Origin of the sequence: Pseudomonas sp. RGM2987, assembly GCF_022952855.1 — a bacterium.
Lineage (GTDB): Bacteria > Pseudomonadota > Gammaproteobacteria > Pseudomonadales > Pseudomonadaceae > Aquipseudomonas.
The window spans coordinates 1-13646 of record NZ_JALJDX010000190.1 but is presented as its reverse complement, the minus strand read 5'-3'; the positions used below and the strand labels follow the sequence as shown (position 1 = coordinate 13646).

Here is a 13646-nt window from a genome sequence, read left to right as displayed (position 1 = left end):
CTGCGCAGCTTCCTGGTCACCCGGCGATATCGCGAATGGCGATCTCGCTCATGATGCGTTGCAACACCTGGTCGATGGACAACTCCGTGGAATCCAGCTGTATTGCGTCGGCCGCCGGCTTTAGCGGGGCTACTGCTCGCTGGGTATCACGCTCATCGCGTGCACGGATCTCATCTAGCAGACTCGACAGACTAACATCCTCGCCTTTGCCCTTCAACTGCAAATATCGGCGACGAGCCCGCTCCTCCGCGCTGGCGGTGAGGAAAATCTTCAGTGGCGCATCGGGAAATACCACCGTGCCCATGTCGCGGCCATCGGCTACCAGCCCCGGTGGCTCCTGGAATGCACGCTGGCGTTGCAGCAACGCTTCGCGCACCGCCGGCAGCGCGGCGACCTGGGAAGCCCCGGCGCCCACGCTCTCGGTACGGATCACATCGCTGACCTCGTCGCCTTCCAGAATGATGCGCTGCAACTGGCCGTCGGTCGCGGCGATGAACTGCACGTCCAGGTGCGCGGCCAGGGCCTTGAGAAGCTCCTCATTAGTCAGGTCGACGCCGTGGTTGGCGGCGGCGAATGCCAGCAGACGATACAAGGCACCCGAATCGAGCAGGTTCCAGCCCAACTGCCTGGCGAGAATCCCGGCGACGGTGCCCTTGCCCGAACCACTTGGGCCATCGATGGTGATGACCGGTGCCTTGATGTTCACGACTGTGCCTCTTGTGCTACTCGAATGCCGACCTGTGCGCACAGCGCCAGGAAGTTCGGGAACGACGTCGCGACGTTGGCGCAGTCATGGATGCGAATCGGTGCACTGGCGCGCAAGGACGCAACGCTGAAGGCCATCGCAATGCGATGATCGCCGTGACCGTGGACTTCGCCGCCGCCGATCTGGCCGCCGTCGATGATGATGCCATCCGGTGTCGGCTGGCACTTGACCCCAAGGGCAAGCAAGCCATCCGCCATCACCTGGATGCGATCTGACTCCTTGACCCGCAGCTCTTCGGCACCGGTCAATACGGTGCGCCCTTCGGCGCAGGCAGCCGCGACGAACAGCACTGGGAATTCATCGATGGCCAGCGGAACCAGCGCTTCGGGAATCTCGATACCCTTGAGTTTAGCCGCTCTTACGCGCAGGTCCGCCACCGGCTCACCACCTACCTCACGCTGGTTTTCCAGGGTGATGTCGGCGCCCATCAGGCGCAGGATGTCGATCACACCGGTACGGGTCGGGTTGATGCCGACGTGCTCGAGCACCAGGTCAGAGCCTTCGGCGATCGACGCCGCTACCAGGAAGAACGCCGACGACGAAATATCGCCCGGTACTTCGATGTGGGTCGCGGTCAGCTTGCTGCCGGACTCAACGGAAGCCGTGGCGCCATTGACCGTGACCGGATAGCCGAAGCCACGCAGCATACGCTCGGTATGGTCGCGGGTCGGCGCCGGCTCGGTGACGGTGGTCTTGCCTTCGGCATAGAGACCGGCCAGCAATAGGCAGGATTTCACCTGGGCGCTGGCCATCGGCATGGTGTAGGTCAGGCCCTTGAGCTTGTTGCCGCCGCGAATGGTCATCGGCGGACGACCTTCGGCTGCGGTTTCGATGACCGCGCCCATCTCGCGCAGTGGATTGGCGACGCGATTCATCGGGCGCTTGGACAGCGAGGCGTCGCCAGTCAGGGTACTGTCGAAGTCCTGCGCAGCCAGCAGGCCGGAAAGCAGGCGCATCGAAGTCCCGGAGTTGCCCAGATAGATCGGCCCCGGGGCGGGCTTCAGGCCGTGCAGGCCAACACCGTGGATGGTCACGCGACCGTGGTGTGGCCCTTCGATGACCACCCCCATGTCGCGAAACGCTTGCAGCGTCGCCAGGGCATCTTCGCCTTCGAGGAAGCCTTCCACCTCGGTCACGCCTTCAGCCAGGGAGCCGAGCATGATCGAACGGTGGGAAATCGATTTATCACCCGGTACACGAATACGCCCACTCAGGGAGCCACCAGGTTGTGCCAGGAAAATCAGATCGTTGGAGTTCATAGCGTCCACATAGGCCCGACGGGCCAGGATTTTACTGAAATGCTCGCGGGCCACCCTGGCGCGTGTGAAAACGCCCAGCAATTGGTGCCCGTCCCCTGCATCGACCGCGTCGCGCAAGGCGTCGAGGTCGCTGCGAAATGTATCGAGTGTGCGCAGGACAGCTTCGCGGTTGGCGAGAAAGATGTCGTGCCACATGACCGGGTCGCTCCCGGCGATTCTCGTGAAATCGCGGAAACCGCCGGCAGCGTAACGGAAGATCTCAAGATTTTCATTGCGTTTGGCCAATGAATCCACCAGACCGAACGCCAACAGGTGCGGCAAATGGCTGGTGGCGGCCAATACTTCGTCATGACGCTCGACCTGCATGTGCTCGACATCGGCCCCCAGCTCGCGCCACAGGCGATCCACCACCGCAAGGGCAGCCGGATCGGTCTGTTCCAATGGCGTCAGAATCACTTTATGACGGCGAAACAGTTCGGCGTTGGAGGCCTCTACCCCACTCTGCTCGGAACCGGCTATCGGATGACCGGGCACGAAACGCGCCGGCATCGCACCGAAAGCTTCGGCGGCCGCGCGCACGACGTTGCCCTTGGCGCTGCCGACATCCGTGAGAATGGTGCGCCCCAGGTCCATGGTCGCCAGGCGTGCCAGCAGTTTTTCCATGGCCAGGATCGGCACCGCCAGCTGGATCACGTCCGCGCCCTGGCAAGCGATCGCCAGGTCGTCCTCGCAACGGTCCACCACCCCCAGCTCCACCGCCAGCTTGCGTGACTGTGGATCCAGGTCGACACCGACTACCTCACGGCACAGGCCGCTTTCACGCAGGCCCTTGGCGAACGAACCACCGATCAACCCAAGGCCGACCACCACCAGGCGACCGATCATAGGGGCAGCAGATTGCAGTGAAGTGACATCAACCACGAGCCAGGACCTTGCTCAACGCCTCAAGGAAACGGCTGTTTTCCGCCGGCAGGCCAACGGTGATGCGCAGGTGGTTCGGCATGCCGTAGTTGGCCACCGGACGCACGATCACGCCCTCACGCAACAAGCCCTGGAACACCGGCGCGGCGACACGGCCGATATCGACGCAGATGAAGTTGCCTTTGGATGGAATCCAGCCAAGGCCCAGCTCACGAAACCCGGCTTCCAGTTGCTGCATGCCTGCCTCGTTCAAGCGACGGCTTTCAGCCAGGTAGGCGTCATCCTGCAACGCAGCACAGGCGGCGGCCAGGGCCAGGCTGTTGACGTTGAACGGCTGACGCACACGGTTCAGCACGTCGGCCACCACTGGAGTGGACAGGCCGTAGCCGACCCGCAGCGACGCCAGGCCATAGGCCTTGGAGAAGGTGCGCGAGACCAGCAGGTTCGGATAGGCCGCGAGGAAATCCAGGCCGTCAGGCAAGTCGCTGCCCTCTGCGTACTCGATATAAGCCTCGTCCAACACCACCAGCACGTGCTCGGGCACGTCTTGCAGGAAGTCGTCCAGGGCCTGGGCATCGAACCAGGTGCCGGTCGGGTTGTTCGGGTTGGCGATGAACACCACACGGGTGTTGGCATCGATAGCGGCGAGCATGGCTGGCAGATCGTGCCCCCAATCCTTGGCCGGGACTACGTGGGCGTCGGCGCCGACGGCCTGAGTGGCAATCGGATAGACCGCGAACGCGTGCTCACTGAACACGGCGTTGAGACCCGGCGCCAGGTAGGCACGCGCCACCAACTCAAGGATGTCGTTGGAACCATTGCCCAAGGTCACTTGGTTCAGCTCGACACCACAGCGCTCGGCCAGCAGGCTTTTCAAGGCAAAGCCGTTGCCGTCGGGATAGCGGGTCAGCTCGGCAACGGCACCGCGGATCGCCTCCAGGGCCTTGGGGCTCGCCCCCAATGGGTTTTCGTTGCTCGCCAGCTTGACGATGCTCGCCGGGTCCAGATCCAGCTCGCGCGCCAGTTCGTCCACAGGCTTGCCCGGAACGTAAGGCGAGAGTTGTTGCACGCCTGGCTGCGCCAGGGCGAGGAAGTTGCCACTCATTTGCTATCCGCCCTTAAAGAACCGCTTTGGGGTAGGAACCCAGCACCTTGAGTGCCACTGCTTCCTGACTGATTTTCTCCAGCACACCTTTTACCAGCGGATCGCGGTGGTGGCCGACGAAGTCGATGAAGAACACATAGGTCCATTTACCGCTGCGCGACGGACGGGTCTCGATCCGGGTCAGGTCGATACCGTTGTCGTGGAACGGCACCAGCAGTTCATGGAGCGCGCCGGGCTTGTTGCTCATGGAAACGATGATCGAGGTCTTGTCGTCGCCGGTCGGCGGCACTTCCTGGCTGCCGATCATTAGGAACCGCGTGGAGTTGTCCGGACGGTCCTCGATCTTTTCGGCCAGGCGCGTCAGCCCGTAGAGGCCGGCCGCCATGTCGCCGGCAATCGCCGCCGAGTTCCACTCGCCCTTGACCCGCTTGGCCGCCTCGGCGTTGCTCGATACCGCCACGCGCTCGACATTCGGGTAATGCGCGTCCAGCCACTTGCGGCACTGGGCCAGCGACTGGGCGTGGGAATAGATCCGACTGATGCTGTCGGTCTTGGTGTTCTCGCCCACCAGCAAATGATGGTGGATGCGCAGCTCGACTTCGCCACAGATCACCATGTCGTGCTCGAGGAAGCTGTCCAGCGTGTGGTTGACCGCGCCTTCGGTGGAGTTTTCCACCGGCACCACGCCAAAATTCACCGCGCCGGCCGCCACTTCGCGGAAGACTTCGTCGATGGCCGCCATCGGCTTGCTGATCACTGCGTGACCGAAGTGCTTCATGGCAGCAGCCTGGGTGAAGGTGCCTTCAGGGCCCAGGTAAGCGACTTTCAATGGCTGCTCAAGGGCCAGGCACGAGGACATGACCTCGCGGAACAACCGCGCCATTTCCTCGTTGCTCAATGGTCCCTTGTTGCGCTCCATGACGCGCTTGAGCACCTGCGCCTCGCGCTCGGGACGATAGAACACCGGCACTTCACCCTCGGCCAGGGACGCCATCTTCACCCGGGCGACTTCCTGGGCGCAGCGCGCGCGCTCGCTGATCAACTCCAGGACCTTTTCGTCGAGGGCGTCGATGCGCAGGCGCAGCGCCTTGAGTTCTTGCTCAGACATCAGCCATGTTCCTTCTCGAACTCTGCCATGTAGGCAATCAGTGCGTTGACCGCATTGATGTCCACGGCGTTGTAGATGGAGGCGCGCATGCCGCCGACCGAACGGTGGCCCTTGAGGTTCAGCAGCCCGCGCTCGTCGGCACCGGCCAGGAACGGCTTGTCCAGACGGTCGTCGGCCAGGCGGAACGGTACGTTCATCCACGAGCGATCAGTCTTGTTGATCGGGTTGCTGTACAAGCCGCTGGCGTCGATGAAGTCATACAGCGTGCGCTGCTTCACTTCGTTGAGCTTGCCAATGGCTTCGACGCCGCCCTGCTCTTTCAGCCACTCGAACACCAGGCCGGACAGGTACCAGGCCAGGGTCGGCGGCGTGTTGTACATCGAGCCGTTGTCCGCCGCGACCTTGTAGTTGAGCATGGTCGGGCACAGGGAACGGGCGCGGCCCAGCAGGTCTTCGCGAATGATGCTGACCAGGATGCCGCTAGGGCCGATGTTCTTCTGGGCGCCGGCGTAGATCATGCCGAAACGGGAGATGTCCACCGGACGCGAGAGAATGTCCGAGGACATGTCGGCGACCAATGGCACATCGCCGGTTTCCGGAATCCAGTTGAATTCCAGGCCGCCGATGGTTTCGTTCGGTGCGTAATGAACGTAGGCCGCGTCCTTGGACAGGTTCCACTCGTTCTGGCCGGGAATGGCGAAGTAGTCGTAGGGCTTGGCGGTGGCGGCAACGTTGACGTGGCCGTAGCGCGAAGCCTCTTCGATGGCTTTCTGCGACCAGATACCCGTGTCGATATAGTCGGCCTTGCCATTTTCCGGCAGCAGGTTCAACGGAATCTGAGCGAACTGCTGGCTGGCACCACCTTGCAGGAACAGCACCTTGTAGTTGGACGGGATGTTCAGCAGATCACGCAGGTCCTGCTCGGCCTTGGTGGCGATGGACACGAACTCGTCGCTGCGATGGCTCATTTCCATCACGGACAGGCCCTTGCCATGCCAGTCGAGAAGTTCACCCTGGGCGCGCTTCAGGACCGCTTCAGGAAGCGCCGCCGGGCCGGCACAGAAGTTATAGGCTCTCTTGCTCACATCCAATCTCGCTCTGATCTGGTGGTCACATAAATCTTCATTCAACACTACTACCCAAGAGCAGGACTGAAACCGTGGCGAAGGAGCCTGCTCCCGCTTGAGGGCGAAGCGCTCACAAGAGGGCTGCTACGCAGCCCAGCGGGAGCAAGCTCCCTCGCCACAATGATTCAGACAACCTTCAGGTGAGCAGTATTGACTCCCACATAAGGGAATGTGCAGTGTCGCAAATTTTCAAAAGGGACAAACAACAAGGGGGCGAACTTTCATCCGCCCCCTGCGAGTCCTTACTGCTGCGGTTCTTCTTCGTCTGCGGCGGCATCCAGCGATTGATCGCCGGCCGTATCGTCGGCATCGGCACCGAGCGTGCCGTCGAACGCCACGCCCTCCTCGCCTTCCAGCTCCTCGCCTTCGACTTCCGACGGCTCCTGGACCCGCTCCAGCCCTACCAGCGTTTCATCGCTGGCCAGCTTGATCAACGTCACACCCTGAGTGTTACGGCCCAGGCTCGACACTTCGGAAACCCGCGTGCGCACCAGGGTGCCCTGGTCGGAGATCAGCATGATCTCCTCGCCATCGAGCACCTGGACCGCGCCGACGAGACGGCCGTTACGCTCGTTGCTGACCATGGCGATCACACCCTGGCCGCCGCGCTTGTACTCGGGGAACTCGCTGATGGCGGTGCGCTTGCCATAACCACGCGCCGAAGCGGTGAGGATCTGGCTGCCTTCTTCGGGAATCAGCATGGAAATCAGCTTCTGCCCTTCAGGCAGGCGCATGCCACGCACGCCGCGGGCGGTACGGCCCATGGCGCGGACATCGGATTCCTTGAAGCGGGTGACCTTGCCACCGTCGGAGAACAGCATGACCTCACGCTCGCCGTCGGTGATGGCGGCGGAAATCAGCACGTCGCCCTCGTCCAGCTCCAGGGCGATCAGGCCCACGCTGCGCTGGCGGCTGAAGGATTCCAGCGGGGTCTTCTTGACGGTGCCGTTGGCGGTCGCCATGAAGATGTAGTGGCCTTCGGTGTATTCCTCGACCGGCAACATGGTGGTGATGTACTCACCGTCGTCCAGCGGCAACAGGTTGACCAGCGGACGACCACGGGCGGCACGGGACGCCTCGGGGATCTCGTAGGTCTTGAGCCAGTACACCTTGCCCTTGCTGGAGAACAGCAACAGCGTGGTGTGACTGTTGGCAACCAGCAGGTGGGCGATGTAGTCCTCGTCCTTCACGCCAGTAGCCGACTTGCCTTTACCGCCACGACGCTGGGCCTGGTACGCGGCCAACGGCTGGGTCTTGGCGTAGCCGCCGTGGGAAATGGTCACCACGCGCTCTTCTTCCGGGATCATGTCGCCCAGGGTCAGGTCCAGGCGCGCATCGAGGATCTCGGTGCGACGCACATCGCCGTACTCGGCGCGGATCACTTCCAGCTCTTCGCGGATCACTTCCATCAGGCGCGTGGCGCTGTTGAGGATGCGGATCAGCTCGCCGATCTGGTTGAGGATCTCCTGGTATTCGGCCAGCAGCTTCTCGTGCTCCAGGCCGGTCAGGCGGTGCAGGCGCAGTTCCAGGATGGCTTGCGCCTGTTCCGGGGACAGGAAGTACTTGCCCTCACGCAGACCGTACTGCGGATCGAGGTTCTCCGGACGGCACGAGTCGGCACCGGCGCGCTCGACCATGGTCATCACCGCGCTGGATTCCCAAGGCGTGCTGATCAGCGCTTCCTTGGCTTCCGACGGGGTTGGCGAGGCCTTGATCAGGGCGATCACCGGGTCGATGTTCGACAAGGCAACGGCCTGGCCTTCGAGGATGTGGCCGCGCTCACGGGCTTTGCGCAGTTCGAACACGGTACGGCGGGTCACCACTTCGCGGCGGTGACGCACGAAGGCTTCCAGCAGGTCCTTGAGGTTCAGGATCCGCGGACGGCCGTCGATCAGCGCGACGATGTTGATGCCGAACACGCTTTGCAGCTGGGTCTGGGCGTAGAGGTTGTTGAGGATCACCTCGGGCACTTCACCACGACGCAGCTCGATCACCACGCGCATACCGTCCTTGTCGGACTCGTCGCGCAGCTCGGTGATGCCTTCGAGCTTCTTCTCTTTCACCAGCTCGGCGATCTTCTCGATCAGGCGGGCCTTGTTCAACTGGTAAGGGAGTTCGGTGATGACGATCTGCTGGCGGCCACCGACCTTGTCGATGTCCTCCACAGTCGAACGGGCGCGCATGTAAATGCGTCCACGGCCGGTGCGGTAGGCTTCGATGATGCCGGCGCGACCGTTGATGATCGCGGCGGTCGGGAAGTCCGGGCCGGGAATGTATTGCATCAGTTCATCGACAGTCAGCTCGGGGTTGTCGATGAGGGCCAGGCAACCGTCGATGACTTCACCGAGGTTGTGCGGCGGGATGTTGGTCGCCATGCCGACGGCGATACCGCTGGAACCGTTGACCAGCAGGTTGGGAATACGGGTCGGCATGACCGCCGGGATCATTTCGGTGCCGTCGTAGTTCGGCACCCAGTCCACGGTTTCCTTGTGCAGGTCGGCCAGCAGCTCGTGGGCCAGCTTGGTCATGCGCACTTCGGTGTATCGCATGGCCGCGGCGTTGTCGCCGTCCACCGAACCGAAGTTGCCCTGGCCGTCTACCAGCAGGTAGCGCAGGGAGAACGGCTGCGCCATCCGGACGATGGTGTCGTACACGGCGGTATCGCCGTGGGGGTGATACTTACCGATCACGTCACCGACGACACGGGCGGATTTCTTGTACGGCTTGTTGAAGTCGTTGCCCAGCTCGCTCATCGCGAACAGTACGCGCCGGTGCACGGGCTTCAAGCCATCGCGCGCATCCGGCAGCGCCCGCCCGACGATTACGCTCATCGCGTAGTCGAGGTAGGACTGTTTCAGCTCGTCTTCGATATTGACCGGGAGGATTTCTTTGGCCAGTTCGCCCATGAGAAGCCTGATTCCTTTTTCTGGTGAAACCTCGCACATCCAGATGGGACGAACGAAGCTCGCCGCTGCAGGACAGGTGCCGTGCAGCGACTTACGACAAATCAACGAGTTATGCCATGGATCTGCGCAGTAAAGGCCACCTCGTGGGGCAGCCTTGGAAACCGCCGGATGTTATCACAAGAGCCGCCACGCACCTATCCCCCAGATGCGCATGGTGCGTAGTTAGTTGACCGGTGACAGGCTGATATGCGGCCAGAGGGGCTTAGAGGGGGGACGGAAGCAGAATATGGGGGTAAATGCGGGGGATTTGGTGTCTGTGGGGGCCCTTTCGCGAGCAAGCCCGCTCCCACATGGTTTTTTTGTATGGCTGGGATTTCGAAAACAGCACAAATCCAATGTGGGAGCGGGCTTGCTCGCGAAGGCAATGGTCCAGGCGACAAAACTCAATGCAGCCGCTTACGACACATCAATTGAGCAATTTTCGCCGTATCCGGACGCTCAACGATGCCCTTCTCCGTAACGATGACATCGATCAGGTCCGCCGGGGTCACGTCGAATATCGGATCGAAGGCCTCCGTGTCCGCGCCGAGCGGCTTGTCACCCACTTTCAGCAGCTCGCGCCCATCGCGCTCGGCAATCGACAACTCCTCGCCACTGGCCAGGTCCATGTCCACAGTGGAGCTCGGCGCCACCACCATGAAGCGTACGCCGTGATGCATGGCGCAGACCGCCAGTTGATAGGTACCAATCCTGTTGACTACGTCGCCATTGGCAGCAATGCGATCAGCACCGACGATGACCCACGTCACACCCTTGGTTTTCATGATATGGGCAGCCGCAGCGTCGGCGTTGAGGGTCACCGGAATGCCCTCGCCGGCCAGTTCCCACACGGTCAGCCGCGAGCCCTGCAGCCCCGGCCGGGTCTCGTCGGCATAGACGCGCTCGACCATGCCTTCGCTATACGCGCCGCGAATCACCCCCAGTGCCGTACCGAAGCCGCCGGTGACCAGGGCGCCGGTGTTGCCATGTGTCAGGATGGCCTGGGCGTTGCCCTGGTGCTTGCGGATCAGGTCGACACCGAGCTGGGCCATGGTCAGGTTGGCTTCGCGGTCGCTTTCATGGATCGCGACGGCTTCGGCCTCGAGGACCGCCAGCGGCTCGGTATGCTCTTTGAGGCGTCCGAGACGATCACGCATACGCTCCAGCACCCAGAGCAGGTTGACTGCCGTAGGCCGGGCGTCGGCCAGCAGCGCAAAGTCGGCCTCCAGCGCCGCTTGCCAGTCACCACCCGCTGCCATCCTGGCCCGCGCAGCCAGCACGACCGCATAGGCTGCACTGATGCCGATGGCCGGCGCGCCGCGCACCACCCGGGAGCGAATCGCCTCGGCCACGTCGAGCGCGGTGGTGCAGGCGATCCAGTTCTGCTCGAACGGCAACACGCGCTGATCCAGCAGGTACAGGGTGCTGTCCCGCCAATCGATGGCCTTCACCTTCTCCGCAGCCAACAGTCGATCGCGCATCCTTCACCCCGCACTCATGAACAAAAGCCGCCGATTATAGCGATCCCTCCGCGAAGACGCTCGGGTATACTTCGCCATCCTTTATACCCCATGGAACCGTTCCACGATGCCCAAGCCTGCCGTTGCGCTCGACTTATTATTGCTGCCGACCTGGTTGGTGCCTGTCGAACCCGCCGGTGTCGTGCTCAAGGATCATGGCCTGGGCATTCGTGACGGTTGCATCGTCTTCATCGGCCCACGGGCCGAAGCCCTCAAGTGTGACGCCGTCCAGGTCCGGGAACTGCCCGGCATGCTGCTCAGTCCCGGCCTGATCAACGCCCATGGGCATGCCGCCATGACCCTGTTCCGCGGCTTGGCCGACGACTTGCCCCTGATGACCTGGCTCGAACAGCACATCTGGCCGGCCGAGGCCAAATGGGTCGATGAAACGTTCGTGCGCGATGGCACCGACCTGGCGATCGCGGAGCAGATCAAGGGCGGCATCACCTGTTTCTCTGACATGTATTTCTACCCCAAGGTTGCCAGCGAATGCGTCCACGACAGTGGTATTCGCGCGCAGATTTCGATTCCGATCCTCGACTTCCCGATCCCCGGTGCGGCCAACGCTGACGAAGCCATTCGTCAGGGCATCGAGTTGTTCGGCGACCTCAAGCATCATCCGCGGATCAAAGTCGCATTCGGCCCGCACGCGCCGTACACCGTAGACGATGGCAACCTGGAGAAAATCCGCGTGATCGCCGAGGAGCTGGACGCCGCGATTCACATGCATGTCCACGAAACCGCATTCGAGGTGCAGCAGGCGGTGGACCGGACCGGTGAACGACCGATGGCTCGCCTGGGCCGGCTGGGCTTGCTGGGGCCGCGCTTCCAGGCGGTGCACATGACGCAAATCAGTGATGAAGACCAGGCCTTGCTGGTAGAAAGCAATAGCAGCGTGATCCATTGTCCGGAATCGAACCTCAAGCTGGCCAGCGGCTTCTGTCCGGTGGAGCGTCTGTGGCAGGCCGGGGTCAATGTGGCGATCGGCACCGATGGCGCGGCGAGCAACAACGACCTCGATCTGCTGGGCGAAACCCGTACCGCTGCCCTGCTGGCCAAGGCTGTGGCGGGATCGGCCTCGGCCCTGGACGCCCATCGGGCGCTGCGCATGGCCACGCTCAATGGCGCCCGGGCCCTGGGTATCGAAGCGACCGTCGGCTCGCTGGAAGTCGGCAAGGCCGCCGACCTGGTGGCCTTCGACCTGTCGGGGCTGGCGCAGCAGCCGGTCTACGACCCGGTGTCGCAACTGATCTACGCCACCGGTCGCGATTGCGTGAAGTACCTATGGGTGGCCGGCAAGCCGTTGCTGGAGGATGGCCGCCTGACACGCCAGGACGAAGCGCAATTGACCGCCACGGCTCAGGCCTGGGGCCGTCGTATCAGCGGCCACAACGAATAACCCGCCCCTTGAGCCGCGGCTCGGGGCATCTGAATTTTCAAGTTTTTCGAGGATCTGCACATGAGCAACGTCGACCACGCCGAAATCGCCAAATTCGAAGCCCTGGCCCATCGCTGGTGGGACCGGGAAAGCGAATTCAAGCCGCTGCATGACATCAACCCGCTGCGGGTCAACTGGATTGACGAGCGCGTCAGCCTGGCCGGCAAGAAAGTGCTCGATGTCGGCTGCGGCGGCGGCATCCTCAGCGAAGCCATGGCCCTGCGCGGCGCGACCGTGATGGGCATCGACATGGGCGAAGCGCCACTGGCGGTCGCGCAACTGCACCAACTCGAATCCGGCGTCAGCGTGGAATACCGGCAGACTACCGCCGAAGCCCTGGCCGAAGAAATGCCCGGCCAGTTCGACGTGGTCACCTGCCTTGAGATGCTCGAACACGTACCGGACCCGTCTTCGGTCATCCGCGCCTGCTTCAGCATGGTCAAGCCGGGCGGCCAGGTGTTTTTCTCCACCATCAACCGCAACCCCAAGGCGTACCTGTTCGCGATCATCGGCGCCGAGTACATCATGAAGCTGCTGCCCCGCGGCACCCACGACTTCAAGAAATTCATCCGTCCTTCCGAGCTGGGCGCCTGGAGCCGCATGGCCGGGCTGACCGTCAAGGACATCATCGGCCTGACCTACAACCCGCTGACCAAGCATTACAAGCTGGCCGCCGACGTTGACGTCAACTACATGATCCAGACCCTTCGCGAGGAGTAAGTCGATGCGTCTCAAAGCAGTTCTTTTCGACATGGACGGCACGCTGCTGGACACCGCGCCAGACTTCATCGCCATTTGCCAGGCCATGCGTGCCGACCGTGGCCTGCCGCCCATGAACACGCAGCACATTCGCGACGAGATCTCGGGCGGCGCCCGGGCGATGGTCGCGGTGACGTTTTCCATGGATCCGGAGTCCCCCGGCTTCGAGGAACTGCGCCAGGAATTCCTCGACCGTTACCTCAAGGGGTGCGCGGTACACAGCCATCTGTTCGATGGCATGGCCGAGGTGTTGGCGGACATCGAGGCGTCCAACCTGATCTGGGGGGTGGTCACCAACAAGCCGGTGCGCTTCGCCGAACCGATCATGCAGCAGTTGGGCCTGGCCGAGCGTTCGAAAGTACTGATCTGCCCGGACCACGTGAAAAACAGCAAGCCGGACCCGGAACCCCTGACCCTGGCCTGCAAGATGCTCGACCTGGACCCGGCCAGCGTGCTGTTCGTGGGCGACGACCTGCGGGACATCGAGTCCGGCCGCAGTGCCGGAACCAAGACCTGCGCGGTGACCTACGGCTACATCCACCCGGACGACAACCCCAGGCACTGGGGCGCGGATGTGGTGATCGATCACCCATCGGCGCTGCGCGAAGTGCTGGATAACGCGTTGTGCAGTTGCTGATCTGAGCTTTGCTCAGGAAGGTGACGCTACTGCTGTTGTGGCGAGGGAGCTTGCTCCCGCT

10 protein-coding genes are annotated in these 13646 nt (G+C 62.7%); 3 read left to right on the top strand and 7 right to left on the bottom strand.

The genetic code is table 11. From position 1 onward, the window contains the following. Positions 1–16 precede the first annotated feature (16 nt). The 7 genes from cmk to mtnA all read right to left on the bottom strand — a co-directional run bounded on the left by cmk (position 17) and on the right by mtnA (position 10712). Positions 17–706 carry a (d)CMP kinase gene (cmk, locus tag RGM2987_RS12865; protein ID WP_014337227.1) on the bottom strand — a complete coding sequence of 230 codons (690 nt, stop codon included), beginning with the start codon at positions 704–706 and terminating at the stop codon, positions 17–19. Continuing rightward, complete coding sequence (locus RGM2987_RS12860) at positions 703–2910, bottom strand: bifunctional prephenate dehydrogenase/3-phosphoshikimate 1-carboxyvinyltransferase (RefSeq protein ID WP_245141676.1); 2208 nt, start codon at positions 2908–2910, stop codon at positions 703–705. The genes cmk and RGM2987_RS12860 overlap by 4 nt, the downstream gene beginning before the upstream one ends. 28 nt (positions 2911–2938) lie before the next feature. Then, a complete protein-coding gene (gene hisC, locus RGM2987_RS12855) occupies positions 2939–4051 on the bottom strand; it encodes a histidinol-phosphate transaminase (protein WP_245141602.1) in 1113 nt (370 codons plus the stop codon). 13 nt (positions 4052–4064) lie between these two features. Continuing rightward, complete coding sequence (gene pheA, locus RGM2987_RS12850) at positions 4065–5159, bottom strand: prephenate dehydratase (protein ID WP_215008667.1); 1095 nt, start codon at positions 5157–5159, stop codon at positions 4065–4067. Continuing rightward, complete coding sequence (gene serC / locus RGM2987_RS12845) at positions 5159–6244, bottom strand: 3-phosphoserine/phosphohydroxythreonine transaminase (RefSeq protein ID WP_041024563.1); 1086 nt, start codon at positions 6242–6244, stop codon at positions 5159–5161. Before serC ends, pheA begins: the two co-directional genes overlap by 1 nt. 284 nt (positions 6245–6528) lie before the next feature. Beyond that, positions 6529–9192 (bottom strand): DNA gyrase subunit A, encoded by a 2664-nt coding sequence (gene gyrA / locus RGM2987_RS12840; RefSeq protein ID WP_245141600.1) that lies wholly within the window; start codon positions 9190–9192, stop codon positions 6529–6531. A gap of 443 nt (positions 9193–9635) precedes the next feature. Continuing rightward, positions 9636–10712, bottom strand: a complete 1077-nt coding sequence (mtnA, locus tag RGM2987_RS12835; protein ID WP_245141598.1) for an S-methyl-5-thioribose-1-phosphate isomerase — start codon at positions 10710–10712, stop codon at positions 9636–9638. A 106-nt stretch (positions 10713–10818) separates the two neighbouring features. On the opposite strand from mtnA, the gene RGM2987_RS12830 reads away from it, so the two are divergent. Genes RGM2987_RS12830 through mupP form a run of 3 tightly spaced genes read left to right on the top strand, consistent with a single transcriptional unit; the run spans position 10819 to position 13585 of the window. Next, entirely contained in the window at positions 10819–12150 is a 1332-nt protein-coding gene (locus RGM2987_RS12830; protein WP_245141595.1) for a TRZ/ATZ family hydrolase, read from the top strand. A 60-nt stretch (positions 12151–12210) separates the two neighbouring features. Continuing rightward, the gene (gene ubiG / locus RGM2987_RS12825; RefSeq protein ID WP_245141593.1) at positions 12211–12909 is read left to right on the top strand and encodes a bifunctional 2-polyprenyl-6-hydroxyphenol methylase/3-demethylubiquinol 3-O-methyltransferase UbiG; all 699 of its coding nucleotides are present in this window, start codon (positions 12211–12213) and stop codon (positions 12907–12909) included. 4 nt (positions 12910–12913) lie between these two features. Further along, entirely contained in the window at positions 12914–13585 is a 672-nt protein-coding gene (gene mupP, locus RGM2987_RS12820) for an N-acetylmuramic acid 6-phosphate phosphatase MupP (RefSeq protein ID WP_245141591.1), read from the top strand. Positions 13586–13646 lie beyond the last annotated feature (61 nt).

Coding starts and splice junctions, on each gene's coding strand:
- mtnA (WP_245141598.1), bottom strand. CDS start 10,712: ATGCGCGATCGACTGTTGGCTGCGGAGAAGGTGAAGGCCATCGATTGG.
- mupP (WP_245141591.1), top strand. CDS start 12,914: ATGCGTCTCAAAGCAGTTCTTTTCGACATGGACGGCACGCTGCTGGAC.
- hisC (WP_245141602.1), bottom strand. CDS start 4,051: ATGAGTGGCAACTTCCTCGCCCTGGCGCAGCCAGGCGTGCAACAACTC.
- gyrA (WP_245141600.1), bottom strand. CDS start 9,192: ATGGGCGAACTGGCCAAAGAAATCCTCCCGGTCAATATCGAAGACGAG.
- RGM2987_RS12830 (WP_245141595.1), top strand. CDS start 10,819: ATGCCCAAGCCTGCCGTTGCGCTCGACTTATTATTGCTGCCGACCTGG.
- pheA (WP_215008667.1), bottom strand. CDS start 5,159: ATGTCTGAGCAAGAACTCAAGGCGCTGCGCCTGCGCATCGACGCCCTC.
- RGM2987_RS12860 (WP_245141676.1), bottom strand. CDS start 2,910: ATGATCGGTCGCCTGGTGGTGGTCGGCCTTGGGTTGATCGGTGGTTCG.
- ubiG (WP_245141593.1), top strand. CDS start 12,211: ATGAGCAACGTCGACCACGCCGAAATCGCCAAATTCGAAGCCCTGGCC.